Here is a 16,873-nt window from a genome sequence, read left to right as displayed (position 1 = left end):
CGGGCCCGGCCGGAAGGCTGCCGGGGGTGCGGGGATCGCTGTTGCTTGACCGGAGACCACCTCACTATCGATGTCCTGCGGTACCCGGGCTCAAGCCCTACGCCCGGGCGATCCTGATGGCGTTCGGCTCCTCCGTTCATCCCTCGGATGATCAACTACTTGTGTGGTGCCGGTACTGCGCACTACTGCTACTACCGATGTTGCGTACTACAGGTTTTGCGTACTGCTGGGTGACCTACTCAACCGTCACCCTCCGGCAGCCAGCCCCGCATCGCCCGCCCTACACCTGCTCGGGCGTGGAACCCCACCGCCGAACTTCCCGGCGCGCGCGCCCGCAGCCGACGCCTTCACCGAGGTACTGCCTACTACTTCGCTGCGATACCGCGAACTACATCCATCAGTCGTGCCAGTGCGGCCCAGCTCGCGGCGCCCTTGACACTGCGGGCTACCCGGCCGGCCATCGGCCCCGTCGCCCTCCCGCAACAACCCGGCTTCGGAACCCGACCACCGCACTGTCCTACCAACACACTTGCATGTCCTACCGGCCGACAGTTCATCCTCTGCCAAGCCCTGCTGTCTCTCTGGCTACAACAGAAACCATAGCCACACCACAACCCAATGTCTACTCCAGCCAACACAGATTTTCCCTTGTCCTCAAATGAGCCAATCGATCTCGAACAAGTGACAAGAACTGTGTTCAGCCCGGCCGCCGCGGGGAACACCACCACGAGGGAGCGACCGGGCGGGGCCGGCGGCTCCTTGACGGCCGGTCGGGCGGGCCCCGCTCGGGGATGTTCGGGGCCCGCCCCGCCGGCCGCCGACGCGGTGGCAGGAAGCCAGATGCCGCGGGGGGTCGGCCTGGCGGCAGCCGGGAGCCTCGGCCTCGATGAGCTCGGCTCCTACGCGGGCGCGAAGTCCCGGCCGCAGGCGAGGAACGGGGGCGGGTGACCATTCGCAGGCGCAGGCCCCGGGCACATGAGCAGCGCCGTCCCGTCGTGATCAGCAGTTGCCGTGGCGACCTGGGAACCGCCTCCACTGTGCAACGCATGAGCGATGCCCTCACTGTCCGCACCCTCGTCGCCGAGGCCGTCGCCTGGATCACCGCGGCCGGCGAGGCCGAAACGAAGCCGACCCCGTACCTTTCCGCCAATGACCGACCCGGCCACCACCAACGCCGGGCCGCGCTCGTTGAACCCGGACATGACGCCGCCCTTCCCCCGCGCCCCGCACCCCCCACCGCCCCCACTGCGGTACTTGACCGTCGACCCGAACACGCCGGTCTTCAACGCCCTCGCTGCCGAATGGACCGCCACCGGCCGCGCACTCCCCGGCAACGCCCCCCGCCACCGGCGCCTGATCGTCCCCGGTACCCCTTCCTCGCCCATGCCGGGAACTCCTGACGCCAGGACCTTGTGAGTGCGAGACGTACCGGACACGCCCAGCTCACCGTCAACCAGCCTGAGGTGGAAGGCCTCCGTGTCAGCTTGGGCCGGCGGCGAAGACAAGCTCACTCAAATGGACCGACGCACTGTCGACGCGGCGACAACATCGGCATGCCACGCAGAACCCCAACTCAGCTGATCCGGGCGGAGGAAGGACCAACTGCGCTGGGACAATCAGTGGGTGACCATCAATGAGCTCCGGTTCGACTGCCGGCAAAAGCAGCGTGGCGACGGCAGCGTGCTCGTGATCGTCCCTCGCATCGATGGAGCACCGCTCACCGAGCTGATCGACAGCTTCGAGATCGATGCCGGGATGACGCCCGCAGGGGACGCATACGGTGGTTTGATCCCGCAGTTCTACCGGTTCGGGCCGATGGAGGACCACTTTCGCGGACTGTCCACGGACGCGATGGGGCCGGGGACGCCGCTGCTCGGCTGTGAGTGCGGAGAGTGGGGATGCTGGCCACTAATGGCCCGCATCACCGTGACGTCGGATCTCGTGATCTGGGACTCCTTCAAGCAACCCCACCGGAAGACCCGCGATTACACGACGTTCGGCCCGTTCCGGTTCGAACTTCGCCAATACGGAGCCGCCCTGGACGCACTTATCTCGGCAATCAGCTCCGACACCACGTGATCTGGAGCTGTCAGCGTTAGCTCAGAGAAGCATGCTCGCGATGTGCGGCCCCGCAACTGCGCCCCGCGCAGGCCCTACTCGTGGCAGAGATCATCACGAATCTGCACGAGCGCGTCCGCGAGGCGCGCGACCGCGGGGTGGCTGGGGGAAGTCGAAGGCCTGCAAGTCAGTCTCGCCGGCGCACGCATCAAGTTGCAGCAGACGCGCAAGCTTCACCAGGCCACCATTGCCTTGGGCCCAACACGGCGCGGCTGAGCCCGACATCGGGGACGACCCTGTTCATTGCCGTGGGGCAACGAAGGCGCTCACCGCACAGGCTGCTCCTGCGTGGGGTGTACATGAGCCAAGACGGGAAGCGCGTCTGCAGGTCATGTCGGCGCAGCTCGACAAAGCAGCGGGTGCCCTCTTGCCGGGTTCGGGTGACTCCGACGTCGCGCACTACGCGGCGTCCAAGGCCGCTTTGGAGCAGCTCACCCGCAGTCGGGCGGTGAAGGTCGCGGGCGACGGCGTCCGGGTCAACGCCGTGGCCCCCCGGCCCGACGGACAGCAGGCCCCGGCCGCCGCCGAACTGCCCGAGGCGGTGATCGAGCAGATCAAGCAGGACGCTGACCGATCTGGCTGGTCAACGCGACCCGGTACACCCCAGCCGACGCACGGTCGCCGTCGCGGTGGAGCAAGTCCCGGACGGCGGCGTGATGGTGACTGCACCGACGCGTGCGGTGGCATTTCGAAGGACGACCTGGAGCGGGTCATCGACACCGCGCGGCCCGAATGCCCGAACTCCCGGCCCGGACGGCGGCGCGGGCTGGGCCTGGGCCTGGGCCTGGCGATTGTGCGCGGCGTCGTCGAGGCGCACCGCGGTTCGGTGGGCGTGGTCAATATCCACGGCGGCTGCCGCTTTGAAGTGCGCCTCCCGCACTGACAGCACGTTGTCGCGGGCCATCACCCGTCTGCCCGTACACCGCGAACAGACCGGCGGGGGGCCGCATCTGTGCGAGGTGCAGGCCCCACCGAACGACGGCCCGGTGGCGCGCTGGGCGCCCACCGCCGCTGCCGCGTCTACGGTGCTTCGTCCCGGAGAGGCCGCACGGCGCATGGGCGCCGGCGAGGTCTGTGTCCGCGTGCCCGGCCCCACCCGGCACACGGCTCGCGGGGCCGATGGGAATAGAGTCACCGCCGAACGAACGGGTGCGATCGATCGACGCCCGCAAGGCCGCGAAGGGGGACGCTGTGGACGAGATCGACCGCAAGTTGCTGGCGCTGCTGCAGCAGGATGCGACCCTCGCGTACGTGACCTTGGGCCAGGAGGTCGGCCTCAGCGCCGGCGCGACACACGAACGCGTTCGCAAACTGCGGGAGCGCGGCATCATCCGCCGCACCACCGTGGACGTGGACCCGGCAGCGGTCGGCGGCGGCGTCCTGGCGTTCGTCATGGTCGAGTCGCGTTCCTGGATGGGCGACAGCGCCGCCGCGTTCGCCGCGATCCCCGAGGTGCTCGAAGCCCACATCATCGCGGGCCAGGCCTCCGTCCTCGTCAAGGTACGCACCGCCAGCACCGAAGCCCTGCAGGATGTCCTGCGCAGGCTCTATGCCGTCGACGGCGTCAGCGGCACCAACGCGACCGTGTGCCTGGAGACCTTCTTCGAACGCCCGGTGGCTCCCTCCCACACCTGACCGGGTCTCCGGCGGTGACGTGTCCGATCGCCGTCACCCGGCAACGAAACCCTGCCCACCGGCCGCGGCCAAGAAGTCTGCGCCTCCACCGGCGCCACAAGCACTACTCGCCGCCAGACCGCCCAGGCACTGTGAAACCGGCCCAAGGCCCGCGCGGCGGGTGCGGTGAGGCCGGTTCGCGCCCTTGACGCCGACGCGGTCATGGCCGTCAACACTCTCGCTCGCCACGACGCGACACGTCGCCGGATCCAGGCCGTGGTTGCACTGCCTAATCGGGATGTATAGCATCCCGATCATGTTGATGGGCGAGGGCGTCGAGTGGGGCATGCACTGTTGCCTGGCCCTGTCGTGGCTCGAGGATCGGGCACCGGTGTCGACGGGACGACTGGCGGAGTTGTTCGAGCTGCCCCCGGAGTATCTGAAGAAGCGCCTCCAGCCCCTTGTGCGCGCCGGGATCCTGTCCTCGTCGCCGGGGCCACGCGGCGGCTATGCCTTGGCGCGCGCCCCGGAGCAGATCAGCCTCATGGACATCGTGGCCGCGGTGGAGGGTCGGGAGGACGCCTTCCGCTGCACCGAGATCCGGCAGCGCGGCGCCGGGGCGGAGGCGCCGAGTTCGGAGTTCGGCCGCCCCTGCGGGGTCGCGACCGCGATGCGACGGGCGGAGCTGGCGTGGCGGCGCGAGCTGGCCGCGCAGACGTTGGCGGATCTCCTCGCCGTGAGCCCGGCGGCGGCCCCCGCGCGGGTCCGCCGGTTCTGCGAGGGCCTCTCTGCCTGAGCCTGGCTTCTCCGCCTGACTCTGGCTTCGCCCGCCCCAGATACGTTCTTTGCGCCCGGCCGTCGGCCGGGCTTTCTCGAAAGGTAATTCGGGATGTCTGATATCTCGATAACGGCAGGGCAGGCGGACGACCGCGCCGATGCCGTACCCGCCGGACTGGGCCGCACCGCCGTGCTGGCGCTGGGAACGTTCGCGGTGGGCACGGATGCTTTCGTACTGGCCGGGTTCCTGCCGGATGTGGCGGCTTCGTTGCACGTGTCCACGGGAGGCGCGGGGCAGGCGGTGACCGTGTTCGCCGCCGCGTACGCGCTGGCGTCGCCGCTGGTGGCCACGATGACTGCGCGGGTGCCGCGCCGCGCGTTGCTGGTGGCGGCGCTGGTGCTGCTGGCGGTGGCGAACGCGGGTTCCGCGCTGGCGCCGAACCTGCCGTTCTTGCTGGTCACCCGCGTTCTGGCCGCGGTCGCGGCAGCGGCGTACACGCCGACGGCCGGCGCGGTGTCCGTGGCGCTGGTCCGTCCGGAGCTGAGAGCCCGTGCGCTGGCCGTGGTCGTCGGCGGGCTGACTGTGGCAACCGCGCTGGGGGTGCCGCTCGGCGACGCCATCGGCGCGGTCATGGGATGGCGGGCGGCGCTGTGGCTGGTGGCGGCGCTCTGTCTGGTGACGGCGGTGGCAGCCGGGGCGCTGATGCCGTCGCTCCCGGGAGGAATGCCGGTGCCGTTGCGCGCCCGGCTGGCGGCGCTGCGCCACCCGGGAGTGGCGGCGGTGCTGCCGCTGACGGCGTTGGGCATGACCGCGGCGTACACGGTGTACGCCTACGCCGTCCCGGCGTTCGCCGGGGTGGGCGTCTCGGGCTCGGGCACCACCTGGATGCTGGGTTTCTACGGCCTCGGCGCCGTGGCGGGGAACCTGGCGTCCGGCATCGCTGCCGACCACCTCGGCCCGGTCAGGGTGCTGGCCGTCGGCTACACGCTGATGGCTGCTTCGATGACGGGCTTCGCGCTACTGGCGGCGACCGGTCTGCGAGCCCCGGTTGCCGTCGGGGTCGCCTCCGCCGTGTGGGGTGCGGCGAGTTGGTGCCAGACCCCGCCGCAGCAGCACCGCCTGATCGAGGCGGCGCCGGCACAGGCCCCTCTGCTTGTGGCGCTGAACTCCTCCGCGATCTACCTCGGAATCGGGGCAGGCACCGTGATCGGCGGCCTGGCCGTCCCCGCCGGAGCGGGGACGATGTTCACCATCGCGGCGGTGCTGGCACTGACCGCGCTCGCCTGGCTGGCCACCACCAGCCGAACGCCCACCTCTGCGCGCTGACCTGCCGCACGTTCACGCCGACGCCACATGCTGAGGGCGATGTGAATGGATCATTCCGTGCGCCACCGACGTCCTGGAGCTCTGGATGCCGAGGCTTCTTTGGCCTACGCCGGGTGGTTTCGGGGCTCGGTGTTCCCGTCGCCCGGTCGGTTCAGGAGGTCGGCGGTGTCGGTGCCGGCGCGCAGCAGCGCCTCGGATTGCGCGGCGATGGTGCGCAGCCGGGTCTGGAGGGCGTCGCGGGCGACCTCGGTGCCCTTGATCGTGCGCAGAGACGCCATGACGGCCTGAACCGCCGGGATCCGGTAGCCGCCGGCGCGCAGAGCGACGACGATGCGGGCGTCTCTGACGGCGTCGGGCGGGAAGTGCCGGGTGTGGCGCCCTTTCAGCCTTTGGGGGGGTGATCAGTCCCTGTTGTTCCCAGAACCGGAGGGCCGAGGAGCGTACGCCGAGCGCGGCCGAGAGCTCGGTGATGCTCATCGCGTCTGCGGGCGCGGGAGCGGCGTCGTGGGTGCTTTCGTCGATGATGCTGTCGAGGGCGTGGAGGGCGGCGATGGTGTCGTTGCGGGAGCGCGCGAGGTCGACGTGTAGGGCGACGAGTGTGGCGATTGCCTCGTCGTGCGGGAGTTTGCGTATCTTGCGCATGGTGGCGCGGGCGGTGACGGGGCCGACCGCGGTCGCCAGGTTGCGGTAGGCGCGCAGCGCCGTCGCATGCACGTGGGTGAACTGCCGATATCCGTTGGGGTGGCGGGTTGCCGGGGGGATCACGCCGAGGCGTTCGAGGTCGCGGACCTGCTGCACGGAGTAGCCCGCGACGGCGGCAAGACGGCTCGTCGAGTACTGCTCCGCGTCGCGCTCGCCTGCCGCCGCCACGTCCGGAACCCTCCATCAGCACTTCAAGTTCACACTTGAATCATGTCGATGGAGCAGATCCTGTCAGAAGTCAGAACCTACGACGGTGTCCTCGAACTCGCGCCCGTGCCGAGGAGCGAACACCCCGAGATCTCGTGGGGCGACCACTTCTTCTACTACGCACCCGACGGCCAGGTTCCGCGCAACCGCCAGCCGTACGCCGACCGTGCGCTGGAGGCCCTCAGCGACGCGCACCTCGCCGATCAGCGGCGCGTCGAGCAACGGCGCGTCCAGTAGCGGGGCGTCCAGCAGCGAGCTGCCGCAGCGCCCCGCTGAATGCGCGGCTCGCAATGCGACGCCTGACCCGTCTGCCGCCGCAGCACCGGCGTACCCGCAGGCATGCCCAGGCTGGCTACACGCCATGACCACACCTCGCCGATTGCCGCAATGACAGGATCATGTTCGGCATATACTCTCGGACACAGAACTTCATTCCGAATGTTGGGGGTTGGAGATGGCGAACAGCCCGGCGCTCTACGACGTGCTGGATGAGCGCTTCCGCACCGGGCGCTGCGTCTTCGGCGACGACCGTCTGGAGGTGCTGTACGACGGCTGCCGCTGGGCGGAAGGCCCGCTCTACTTCCCCGCGGGCCGCTACCTCATCTGGAGCGACATCCCCAACGACCGCATGATGCGCTGGGACGAAACCAGCGGCACGGTCAGCGTGTTCCGCTCTCCCGCCGGCCACCCCAACGGCAACACCCTTGACGCCCAGGGCCGTCTGATCACCTGCGAGCAAGGCAACCGACGTGTCACCCGCACCGAGCACGACGGCACGATCACCGTGCTTGCCGAGCGCTACCAGGGCAAGCGGCTCAACAGTCCGAACGACGCCGTCGTACACTCCAGCGGCGCGATCTACTTCTCCGACCCGGACTTCGGAATCACCACCGACTACGAAGGCCATCGCGCGGAGAGCGAGATCGGGGCGACGAACGTCTACCGCGTCGACCCGGACGGCGAAGTCCACCTGGTCGCCGACGGCTTCGCCGGCCCGAACGGCCTGGTCCTGTCCCAGGGCGAAGAACGGTTGTACGTCTCCGACACCCGCGCCAACCACGTCCGCCGCTTCGACGTTCAGGTCGACGGCAGCCTCGCCGACAAGGGCGTCTTCGTCGAATGCCGCCCCGGCGAAGGCCGCTTCGACAACATTCGCTTCGACGACCAAGGCCGCCTGTGGGTCGCCGCCATGGACGACGGCGTGCACTGCTACGACCCAGACGGAACCCTCATCGGACGTCTCGTCACCCCGGAACCCGTCGCCAACATCACCTTCGGCAGCCCGAAGCGCAACCGCGTCTTCCTGACCGCCAACACAACCGTGTACTCGGCAGTGTTGTCGGTCACCGGACTGCCACGCCTGCCCGAGAACCGCTGACACACCCCCCCCGCCGCCCGCCTTCGACCGGCGGCACGCGGGAGCGTACTTCCCCTGCACGAAGAACGCGGCCCACTCGGTCAGGCGACCCACCGCCTGCTCAAGCGCGGCGACCGGACCGACACCAGCACCACCTCGTCCGCTCCGCAGCCGTCGACCGGGTCCATGCCACGGAAGCGACCGCGACCCGGTCGGGGTAGTGCCACGAACAGGGTTGTCGGGGCCGCAGCCTGATGCGGTTCGGCCTTCCGCGGCCTACGGCGATGTACGAACATAGGTGGCGTCGGCTTTCCTTGTCTTGGCGCAGGGCGCAGGCGGCGAGGGCGAGTTGGATCCACGTGTACGCGGGGGCGGAGGCGTGTCCGGGAGTCCGAAGGCAAGTACGTATAGGGCTGCTGCGTCGACGACGGGCGCGGCGAGCGGCAGCGTGACATGCTCTGCCGCTGTCCCGAACGCCCTCGGGCATGCGCCGCGACTCGCGCGGCGCCATCGGAACCCGCCCGGCGACCGTACTCACACCGCTGCCCCGCCCCCGCAAGCGGGCCGCGTCGCTCGTGGACGCCGGCGAAGTCTCCCGATCCGGATCACCGGCGGCTACGGCATGCGGCGCTCCCGGTTGGGTAGGGAGCATGGCACCGCCGGGACGCACGCAGGGAGAGAGCATGACGGCTTTGCCGCGCCGAATACCGCCCGCAGTGCCGCGCAGCGGCGTGGTCCTCGGCGACCGGTACCGCCTGACGGAGCCGCTGGGCTCGGGTGGCACAGCTGACGTTTTCCGGGGCGTGGATGTGCGGCTGCGGCGGGATGTCGCGGTGAAGGTGTTCCGGCCCGGTGCCTCCGCGGTTTCTGCGGAACGGTTCTGTCAGGAAGCCGAATTGCTGGGCCGGTTGGCGCATCCGGCGCTCGTCGAGGTGCACGACGTCGGCAGGCAGGCCAGTCATGTCTATGTCGTCATGCGCCTTGTCGAGGGCGTCACCTTGAGGGAGCACATTCTCGACGGCCCGCTGCCCGCCGCGCGGGTGGCGCGGCTGGGCATGCGGTTGGCTTCGGCGTTGGAGCACGTGCACGCGGCCGGTGTCGTGCACCGCGACGTCAAACCGTCCAACGTTCTCGTCGGGCTCGACGACTCGCCGTATCTGGCGGACTTCGGGATCTCCCGGCTCGTCGACGAACCCACCCGTACCGCGCCCGGCATGCTGATCGGCACCATCCCCTACCTGGCGCCCGAGCAACTCCTCGGCCGCGGGTCGGGCCCGGCCAGCGACATCCACGCACTGGGCCTGGTCCTCCTCGAAGCCTTGAAAGGCGAGAAGGAGTACCCCGGAGGCCCGCTCGCAGCGGGAACCGAACGCGCGCTGCGAGCGCCGTGCATTCCGACGTGGACGCCGACCGGACTCTTCTTGGCCATCGAGGCCATGACCCAAGCAGAGCCCGCCGACCGGCCGGACGCCGGCGAATGCGTGCGCCTCCTCGAGAACGCCGCCGGGTCCGGAGCATCCGACGCTGCCCCAAAGAGCGAGACCCCCTCTGACGGCCGCAGGGACGTCGCCGTCGCCGTCCGGCCCCCTCGCCCGGCCCCTGCCGCGATGTCGACCACGGCGGGGTTGCGCAAACTGCGGCATCGCGCTCCGGCCGTGGCTCTGGCGGCTGGGCTCGTCCTGGGGGCGGGCGGCGCTACCGTGCCCTTCGTCCTCGGGGCAGGCGGCGGCCACGAAGCGGGACGCACCCCACCTCCACCCGCACCTGCCGCAGTACTACCCGGCGCCGTCCCCTCGGCCGCGAACAGCCCGAGCACGACGTCCAGTACGCCGCCCGCCGCGCCCACCACGCCCGCCGCGCCCATCACGCAACCGCCCATCCAGCCGCCCCAGGGCACGACACCACCGCCCCCTCCTCTGGCCACCGCCGCACCCGTGCCGGACAAGCCCGGCCGCAGCGACAAAGACAACAACCGCGCCGACAACAAAGGCAAAGGCGGCAAGTCAGCCAAGAAGTGACGCACTGCGCCGGACGGGATGCAGAGCACACGTGCTGTGTTCCGTGCCAGAACTTCCAGCGTGACCCACCGCCGCCCGCGACAGTTGCGCTACCGGGTGCGGGGTCGCGGCAGCACGGCGCAGCATGATCGACACCGAACTCGAATGCGGGCTCCAGCGCGGGCGACGCATGGCCATGCGTTCCACGGCACGAGGAAACACGTGCCGTCTGCCGTCACCGAGTTGCCCCCCCGGGTGCGTCATGCCCTGAGCCGGGCAGGCTTCCACCTGGCCGACGAAGGACGACTCGGCCCCGGGTCTGCGGATCCACGCGACTTCGCAGGGCGTCCTGATCGTGTGGACGGGGCCGGACGGGTTCACCGCCCTGACCACCGAACGAGCCCGCGGCGGCGACGGTACCAAAGCGGTCGTGCGGGCTGCCGTCGCCGGACTACAGGTCCAGATGGGACACTCCGTCGCCGCATCGGCCGACGACGAAGGCCTGCTCGATCGCGAACCGCACGATCAACGCAACCAGCTCATCCGGGATGGGGCCTGCCCGGTGGCCGAGGTTGACGCCACTGGGTCGAGTAGCCCCGGGGCCACGGCGTTGGCGAGCAGGGTGGCGGCGGTGGAGGCACCGACCGGGTGCTCGCGGCGGCTCGGGTGGTCCGCGGCGTACACGATCGCGCGGGCCGCGATCTCGGGCTCGTGGATGGCGGGAACGGGTTGCGCGCGGCGTGGCAGCCGTGACAGCACCCAGTCGAACTGCGGCGTGTTGACGGCCGGCAGCTGCACCATCGTGGACCGCACCCCCGCGCCGTGCTTTGCGCGCCGTGGGCGTAACCGAGATAGGTGACCCGGTGACGCGTTTGAACTCCTCGGCCGTGACCTCGGTGAACGGCGCGAAGACGCCGCTGAAGGCGTTGTTGACCCACACGCTGATGGGCCCGAACTCGGCCTCGGCGGCAGCCGCGGCGGCCTCGACCGCCGACTCCCCCGCCGGCACCGGTGATCACGACGGCCTGCGGGTTGTGGGCACGAAGTCTCACGGCCGGCGGCTAGCCTGCGAATCGCGGCGTCAGACGGCATCCGACTCCTCCGCGTGGGCGATCCCGTCGTCCGTTCCGACTGCACGGCGCGCTTACGGCTATCCGGCGGGCGGCACCCAACGGGTCTGTCGAATGGTCGCGAGGTCGGAAGGGATGTGTGCCCTGGTCGACGTCCGCAACCGGCTGGGACGACGCGTAGCCATCCCGGTCGTCGGGTACCCGCGCCGACGGCGGGGAATCGCCGTCCCTCGCCGAGGCCATGCGGCCCTCCTGAAGGCGGCGCGTCGATACCCCAGCGAGGCACCACGAATGACCAGCTACGGCTATTTCCTGGCGAGCGAGGAGTTCCCCCCGCACGTGCTGATCGAGCAGGCCAAACTGGCCGAACAGGCCGGATTCACCAGGCTTGCGATCTCCGATCACTTCCATCCGTGGATCGACGAGCAGGGCAACAGCCCCTTCGTGTGGTCGGTCATCGGCGCGCTGTCCCAGGTGACGACGCTGCCGATCACCACGTTGGTCACGTGCCCCACCGTGCGCCTGCACCCGGCGGTCACCGCGCAGGCGGCGGCGACCTCCAGCGTCATGACCGGTGGGCGGTTCCGGCTCGGGGTCGGCACGGGCGAGGCCCTCAACGAACACATCACAGGGGCGGCATGGCCTCCGTTCCCGGTGCGGGCCGGCATGCTGGAAGAGGCCGTCGCGATCATGCGCGAATTGTTCGACGGCGGCATGGTCAGCCATCACGGCCCGCACTACACGGTCGAGAACGCCCGGCTGTACAACACTCCGGACGGGAAACTGCCGATCTACGTCTCCGGTTTCGGCCCCAAGGCTGTCGACCTGGCGGCGCGGATCGGCGACGGACTGGTCACCATGAAGCCCGACGCCGAGGCGGTGTGGCGGTTCCGCGACGGCGGAGGCGGTGACAAGCCGGTCGTCGGCGGACTGAAGGTGTGTTGGGGCCGCGACCGGCAAAAGGCCGTGGAGACCGCGCATCGCACCTGGCCGAACGAGGTCCTGCCCGGAGAACTGGGGCAGGTTCTCCCGCTGCCCCGGCACTTCGAGCAGGCGGTGAGCCTGGTGACCGAGGAGATGGTCGCCGACGCGATCACCTGCGGCGACGACGTCGACGAGCACGTACGCGGCCTGCGCGCCTACGCGGACGCCGGGTTCGACGAGGTGTACGTCAACCAGATGGGACCTGAGTACGCCGACTTCTTCGCCTTCTACAGCAACGAGGTCCTGCCCCGCGCGAACTCCTGACGAGTGCCGATGACCGACGACGTACGCGCTGGTGTCGTCACTTCAACGCGATTCGCCCGACCGGGCGAACTTCGGCTCCCAGGTTGCGTTCAGCCATGCGGAGAGCGGCCCGAACGAGGTCCGGTGGATGCACGCGGCGGCGTCCTCGGCGACGGTGATCTCCAGGTGGCGTACGTGGGCGTCGATCGCGGAGTACAGCACACATTGCTCGGTGACCTGGCCGCACAGCACCATCGGCCTCCGCATGGTCCGATCTCCACCGTCCGAAGTTGTCGTTGACCTGGACGACGTCCGTGCCGGTCTCCCGGGCCTTGCGGATCAGTTCACCCAACGCCGGGAGCGCGCGGCGTACCGAAGGGACGAGCAGGTCCGCGTCCGCGTGCTCGTAGGTGTTGATCATGTCGATGACGGGAACGGCTGTGTTCGTCATGGCGGACCTCGTTCCCAACCGGCACGGCCCCTCGTGCGCGGGGCTCCGGCGTGGGTGATCCGGTGTCTGCTCCCGACCGACCGCGTACCGCCTTGGTCATCGCCAATCTCGGGAGCGACGCTCCGAGCGGCTCAGTCCGGTCGTCGGTGCAGAAGCTCGCGCACCGCGTCCTCCATGGCGCCGCGTGTCGCCGGAAGGCCCGCCGGGGAGTCCGCTCCGAGTTCGGGCAGCGCGGGGGCGACCGTGACTCCGTCCTCGAACAGCTCGACGACTCTCGGGTCGATGTACGAAGCCCGGCACACGGTCGGCGTATTGCCGAGGTAGTCCGCCACCTCGCGAACGGTGCGAGCCACCGCGCGACGGCGCGGTCCCGTGCCGTCGTCGGCCCGGTTCGCGGAGACGGCCAAGCCCACGGCGGCCATGACGGTGGCGTGCCAGGTTCGAAAGTCCTTCGCGCTCATTTCCGTTCCCGACGCCTCGCACAGGTAAGCGTTGAGTTCTGAGCCGGCGACCTCATGCCACGTGCCGCCCTCCCAATAGGCCAGCAGCCGCGGCCCCGGGTCGCGGCGGCGTAGCAGCGCCCGCACCGCCTTCCGGGTGGCCTCGTCGGCGACCTCCGTCACCTGGGTGCGTCCGGACTTGCCCGGGTACTCGAAGGAGATCCGCCCCTGCCGGACGGAGGCGTGCTCGCGCAGCAGCGTGGTCAGGCCATACGAGTCGTTGTCGCGCGTATACCCCCGGTCTCCGACCCGGAACAGGCCGAGGTCGAGCAGTCTGACCGCACAGGCCAGCACCCGGGACCGGCACAGACCACGGCGCCGCAGGTCGTGCTCGACCCGGTCGCGCAGCCGCGGCAGCGTGGCCGCGACCTCGGCAACGTGCTCGTGCTTGCTCTGTTCCTGACGGCGGCGGAACTCAGGGTGGTACAGGTATTGGCGGCGTCCGGCGGCGTCGAAGCCGACGGCCTGGATGTGCCCGTTCGGGAAGGGGCACACCCACACGTCGGTCCACGCCGGCGGGATAGCCAGCGCTTTGATCCGGGCCTTCTCGTCGGCATCGTCAAGCGTCCGCCCGTGCCGGTCCACGTAGCGGAACCCGCGGCCCGAGCGCACCCGGCCGTACCCAGGCCCGTGGATGTCACTGTGCCGCAGACGCATGCCGCGCGGATACCCGGCTGCTGTCGGGTGATGCTCACCCAACGCCGGTCCACTTGGCGGCGGATGAAAGCCGCTCAGCCGCCTTCGACTCCGGTGGCCTTGTGGGACGCGCCGACGGGCTTGGACTCTGGGGAGCCGCGCTGACGCAGGTAGATCGACAAGACGGCCATGGAGGCGATGGCGAGGAATTCGGACTGCCAGTTCTGCAGGGTGCGGTCCCAGAAATCGGCCGAGACCACGTACTGGTCCCAGTCGACCGGGGCCTGCAGGTCGCGCAGCCGCTGCTCGTTGTACGCGGCCACTCCGGTGACCGACTGCGCGAGCCAGGACAGCACGAAGATGCCGCCCATCACCAGGCCAAGGGAGCGGGAGAACACGTGCTGCCGCCAGCCGCCCGCCCCTGCCCAGGCGGGTGAGTCGGATCCGGCGTGACGTCCGACCCGCTGGTCCTGGTCGGTCTCGGTGCCCGCGGTGCCCATCTTCTTCGACTCTGGGGACCCGCGTTGCAACAGCCAGATCGTGGCCGTGATGTAGAGGAAGAACTGCAGGTACTCCGACTGCCAGTTCTCCGTCACATCGACCGCGAAATCGGACGAGGACACGTACTCCCAGAACCCGACCCGGGCGAAGCCGTCGACGGCGAGCTGGGAGTTGAACTCCGCACGCCCGGCGAACGCCTGCCCCACCAACGCGGCCGCGAACGCCAGCAGGAACGCCAGGCCCAGCGCGTTGTCGCGCAGGAACCCGGTGACACGCGCCGCCTCTTGGCGGCGCTCATGGTCGGAGGAGCGCCGCGACCCGCTCATCGCTGCATCAGCCCGACGGCGGTGAAGTACGCCAGTCCGGCGGCGATGATCAGCAGGCACACAGTGAACATCGTCCGCACGGTCACCGTCCCTTGATCTCGCACTGGTAGGGCTCATCGCCTGCCTGCTCGTGGCAGCCGGCCGCGGTGACCTTCCAGCCTGACGGAAAGCGCGCCAGGAACACGGTGTCCTGCGCGAAGACCACCCTGGCCTGGTTGCCGTGCACATCCGTGTGCCGAGCCTCGCCCGCGTCCGGCAACTCCTCCTGTCCCAAAGCATCGGGGCAGGAGGACTTGCCCGCCTGCTCGAGTTCCTCGCGACTCGTCGGCGCCAGTGCCGCACACGCCATGGCCCAGTCGCCGGCACGGACGGCTTGCGCGTAGTGCCGCGCGGCCGCAGTCGCGGCGTCCCGTCGTTCCGAGGGGGTCGAGCACCCGCACACCGCAGCCAGGGAGACCGCCACGGCCAGGTGGACCGGCAGTCTGCGCATCATCGACATCTGCCTCCCACCGGAAGGGAACGGTCGTGGCCGGGGCTAACTTATCTCCGAATACCAGGATTTATGGCGGGTTTGGCAGCGTGTTGTCGAAGGCTTCTTTCGCACGGGCCCGCCAGTCCCGGTACCTCTACGGGCCTCAGTCCGCGGCTACGCGGCTTCCGTCCGAGTGCAGGGCGGCGGCCAAGGCGTGCACGAACGCCGCGGCGTGTGCGCGAGCGCCGCCCCGGTCGCGGACCTGCTCCTGCGGTCGGATCGGCGCTGCGCCGACTTTGGCCGCCGCCGGTCGGCCGAGGGCGGGGTTCTGCCGGGTCACACTCGGGCGAGCTCCAGGTAGCTGTTGTGGCCGTCGTGGCCGTCCGCGTCGGCTTCGTCGAACCAGTGGCCGCCGTGGGCGAGGTAGCGGAAGTGCATCCGCTCCTCCCCCGGCACTGCCACGGTCACGGCCCGGGTGCCGTCCTTGCGTACCAGGAGCTCGTGGGTGCCGGGAGTCCAGTCGTTGAAGTCGCCGACCACGCTGACCGCGGGGCATGCCGGGTCGGGCGGAAGGATGAACGTGACCTGGGTGGTGTCCTTGCGGCGGGTGCGCTCCAGCACTGCGGCTCCTCCGGTTCGGCTTGGATACGCCCGCAGCCGTACGTCGGCGCGGATGCGGGCTGCCCGCAATCGTCGGGCCCGCCACGCCTCGGAAGCGTCACCGCGCGGCCGCCGCGCTGAGGTTTCACCCGACCGGCGGTGCGCACATGCCGACTCGGCACCGGCAAATGGGTAAATAGGTGTGGTACGGCGAACCACAGGCGCCCACGAGGTTCTCGGGCCCGCCGGCCCACCGAAGTCGGGCTTGACGGCCCGGCGACCACCGGCCCGGCCGGGGCCCGACCGGGGTGCCGCTCGAACGGAGCAACTACGGGCCCCTGCCGGAACCGAAGTCCCTCCGCCTTCTGAGCATCACGCGGTGGTCATCGACCTCGGCCTGTGAAACTCGGTCACTCGGCGCGCGCGGGGCGACGCCAGCAGTCGATCGACGGGTCGTACTCCGCCAGGCCCAGATCGGCGAACTCCTGGAGCCAGCCACGCATCGGCCACTCCCCCCAACGGCGGTGGAAGACGGCGCCGTTGGTCAGGATGTCGTCGAGGTGTCCTACCGGCGGTCGACTTGTCTCGTGGTGCTGATGGTACGCCGGAGCGCCGCCCACCCAACACAGTCGGACTCCCGCGCTGTCGGCCATGCGACCGAAGTCGGTGTCCTCGCCGCCGTACCCCTCGTACTCCTCGTGGAAGCCGCCGATGTGCCGCCATCGCGGGCTTGATCCCCGGCAATCTCGCCCGTTCCCTGGAGCCAAGGTGCGCCGCCAGCGGGATGGCCTCCTCCAACGCGCGACGGTTGAGACGACGTGGTAGGTGCAGGCCCGCGCGTTTGCGGGGCGCTCCGCACAACCTCGCCAGTTGGGCGAATGCCTTGGATGTAGCCGCCGCACGCGTGGGCTCCACATCACACATCGTCGCCGTCGCCGTCCCGAGCATGTCGCGCGCGTGCGCGGACAGCGCCGCGCACGCGCGCCCTCCT

At 70.0% G+C, this 16,873-nt stretch carries 16 protein-coding genes and 4 pseudogenes; 10 read left to right on the top strand and 10 right to left on the bottom strand.

Features of this window, described 5'->3' with window-relative positions; translation table 11 throughout:
- The first annotated feature begins 1,149 nt into the window (after positions 1–1,149).
- The 6 genes from AB0C36_RS32955 (at position 1,150) to AB0C36_RS32930 (ending at position 5,836) form a co-directional block, all read left to right on the top strand.
- The gene (locus tag AB0C36_RS32955) at positions 1,150–1,416 is read left to right on the top strand and encodes a hypothetical protein (RefSeq protein ID WP_358361455.1); all 267 of its coding nucleotides are present in this window, start codon (positions 1,150–1,152) and stop codon (positions 1,414–1,416) included.
- Between the two features lie 207 nt (positions 1,417–1,623).
- Positions 1,624–2,079 (top strand): hypothetical protein, encoded by a 456-nt coding sequence (locus AB0C36_RS32950; protein WP_358361453.1) that lies wholly within the window; start codon positions 1,624–1,626, stop codon positions 2,077–2,079.
- Between the two features lie 370 nt (positions 2,080–2,449).
- Positions 2,450–3,001, top strand: coding sequence for an SDR family oxidoreductase (locus AB0C36_RS32945; protein WP_358361450.1), 552 nt, complete (start codon positions 2,450–2,452; stop codon positions 2,999–3,001).
- Positions 3,002–3,309: 308 nt separating this feature from the next.
- A complete protein-coding gene (locus AB0C36_RS32940) occupies positions 3,310–3,753 on the top strand; it encodes an Lrp/AsnC family transcriptional regulator (protein ID WP_358361447.1) in 444 nt (147 codons plus the stop codon).
- Between the two features lie 295 nt (positions 3,754–4,048).
- On the top strand, positions 4,049–4,528 hold the full coding sequence (locus tag AB0C36_RS32935; RefSeq protein ID WP_358361445.1) for an RrF2 family transcriptional regulator: 480 nt from the start codon (positions 4,049–4,051) through the stop codon (positions 4,526–4,528).
- A 93-nt stretch (positions 4,529–4,621) separates the two neighbouring features.
- Positions 4,622–5,836, top strand: coding sequence for an MFS transporter (locus tag AB0C36_RS32930; RefSeq protein WP_358361442.1), 1,215 nt, complete (start codon positions 4,622–4,624; stop codon positions 5,834–5,836).
- A gap of 104 nt (positions 5,837–5,940) precedes the next feature.
- Here the strand turns inward: AB0C36_RS32930 and AB0C36_RS32925 are convergent, their stop codons facing one another.
- The gene (locus AB0C36_RS32925) at positions 5,941–6,114 is read right to left on the bottom strand and encodes a hypothetical protein (RefSeq protein WP_358361459.1); all 174 of its coding nucleotides are present in this window, start codon (positions 6,112–6,114) and stop codon (positions 5,941–5,943) included.
- 145 nt (positions 6,115–6,259) lie between these two features.
- Positions 6,260–6,634: pseudogene (locus tag AB0C36_RS32920) on the bottom strand (MerR family transcriptional regulator); the annotation flags it as partial.
- 114 nt (positions 6,635–6,748) lie between these two features.
- Between AB0C36_RS32920 and AB0C36_RS32915 the strand changes: the two are divergent.
- From AB0C36_RS32915 to AB0C36_RS32905, 3 genes are all read left to right on the top strand, one after another.
- The gene (locus AB0C36_RS32915; protein WP_358361439.1) at positions 6,749–6,982 is read left to right on the top strand and encodes a DUF6194 family protein; all 234 of its coding nucleotides are present in this window, start codon (positions 6,749–6,751) and stop codon (positions 6,980–6,982) included.
- Positions 6,983–7,199: 217 nt separating this feature from the next.
- On the top strand, positions 7,200–8,123 hold the full coding sequence (locus AB0C36_RS32910; protein WP_358361436.1) for an SMP-30/gluconolactonase/LRE family protein: 924 nt from the start codon (positions 7,200–7,202) through the stop codon (positions 8,121–8,123).
- 629 nt (positions 8,124–8,752) lie between these two features.
- Entirely contained in the window at positions 8,753–10,120 is a 1,368-nt protein-coding gene (locus AB0C36_RS32905; protein ID WP_358361434.1) for a serine/threonine-protein kinase, read from the top strand.
- A gap of 564 nt (positions 10,121–10,684) precedes the next feature.
- Here AB0C36_RS32905 and AB0C36_RS32900 read toward each other — a convergent pair.
- Positions 10,685–11,102: pseudogene (locus AB0C36_RS32900) on the bottom strand (SDR family oxidoreductase); the annotation flags it as partial.
- Positions 11,103–11,460: 358 nt separating this feature from the next.
- Here AB0C36_RS32900 and AB0C36_RS32895 point away from each other — a divergent pair.
- On the top strand, positions 11,461–12,417 hold the full coding sequence (locus tag AB0C36_RS32895) for a TIGR03557 family F420-dependent LLM class oxidoreductase (RefSeq protein WP_358361431.1): 957 nt from the start codon (positions 11,461–11,463) through the stop codon (positions 12,415–12,417).
- 37 nt (positions 12,418–12,454) lie between these two features.
- On the opposite strand, the pseudogene AB0C36_RS32890 reads toward AB0C36_RS32895, so the two are convergent.
- The 7 genes and pseudogenes from AB0C36_RS32890 to AB0C36_RS32860 all read right to left on the bottom strand — a co-directional run.
- Positions 12,455–12,847: pseudogene (locus AB0C36_RS32890) on the bottom strand (isochorismatase family protein).
- A 131-nt stretch (positions 12,848–12,978) separates the two neighbouring features.
- Positions 12,979–14,004 carry a DNA topoisomerase IB gene (locus tag AB0C36_RS32885; RefSeq protein ID WP_358361428.1) on the bottom strand — a complete coding sequence of 342 codons (1,026 nt, stop codon included), beginning with the start codon at positions 14,002–14,004 and terminating at the stop codon, positions 12,979–12,981.
- 74 nt (positions 14,005–14,078) lie between these two features.
- On the bottom strand, positions 14,079–14,810 hold the full coding sequence (locus AB0C36_RS32880) for a DUF6766 family protein (RefSeq protein ID WP_358361425.1): 732 nt from the start codon (positions 14,808–14,810) through the stop codon (positions 14,079–14,081).
- Positions 14,811–14,892: 82 nt separating this feature from the next.
- Positions 14,893–15,303: a hypothetical protein gene (locus AB0C36_RS32875; protein ID WP_358361422.1), complete on the bottom strand. Its 411-nt coding sequence runs from the start codon at positions 15,301–15,303 to the stop codon at positions 14,893–14,895.
- A 142-nt stretch (positions 15,304–15,445) separates the two neighbouring features.
- Positions 15,446–15,622 carry a hypothetical protein gene (locus AB0C36_RS32870; protein ID WP_358361418.1) on the bottom strand — a complete coding sequence of 59 codons (177 nt, stop codon included), beginning with the start codon at positions 15,620–15,622 and terminating at the stop codon, positions 15,446–15,448.
- Complete coding sequence (locus AB0C36_RS32865) at positions 15,619–15,903, bottom strand: early set domain-containing protein (RefSeq protein WP_358361415.1); 285 nt, start codon at positions 15,901–15,903, stop codon at positions 15,619–15,621. Before AB0C36_RS32865 ends, AB0C36_RS32870 begins: the two co-directional genes overlap by 4 nt.
- A 602-nt stretch (positions 15,904–16,505) precedes the next feature.
- Positions 16,506–16,799, bottom strand: a pseudogene (locus tag AB0C36_RS32860) (galactosyltransferase-related protein); the annotation flags it as partial.
- Positions 16,800–16,873 lie beyond the last annotated feature (74 nt).

Origin of the sequence: Streptodolium elevatio, from assembly GCF_040649515.1 — a bacterium.
GTDB classification, from domain to species: domain Bacteria; phylum Actinomycetota; class Actinomycetes; order Streptomycetales; family Streptomycetaceae; genus Yinghuangia; species Yinghuangia elevatio.
The sequence above is the reverse complement of the archived record's forward strand: the minus strand, read 5'-3'. Positions and strand labels throughout refer to the sequence as shown.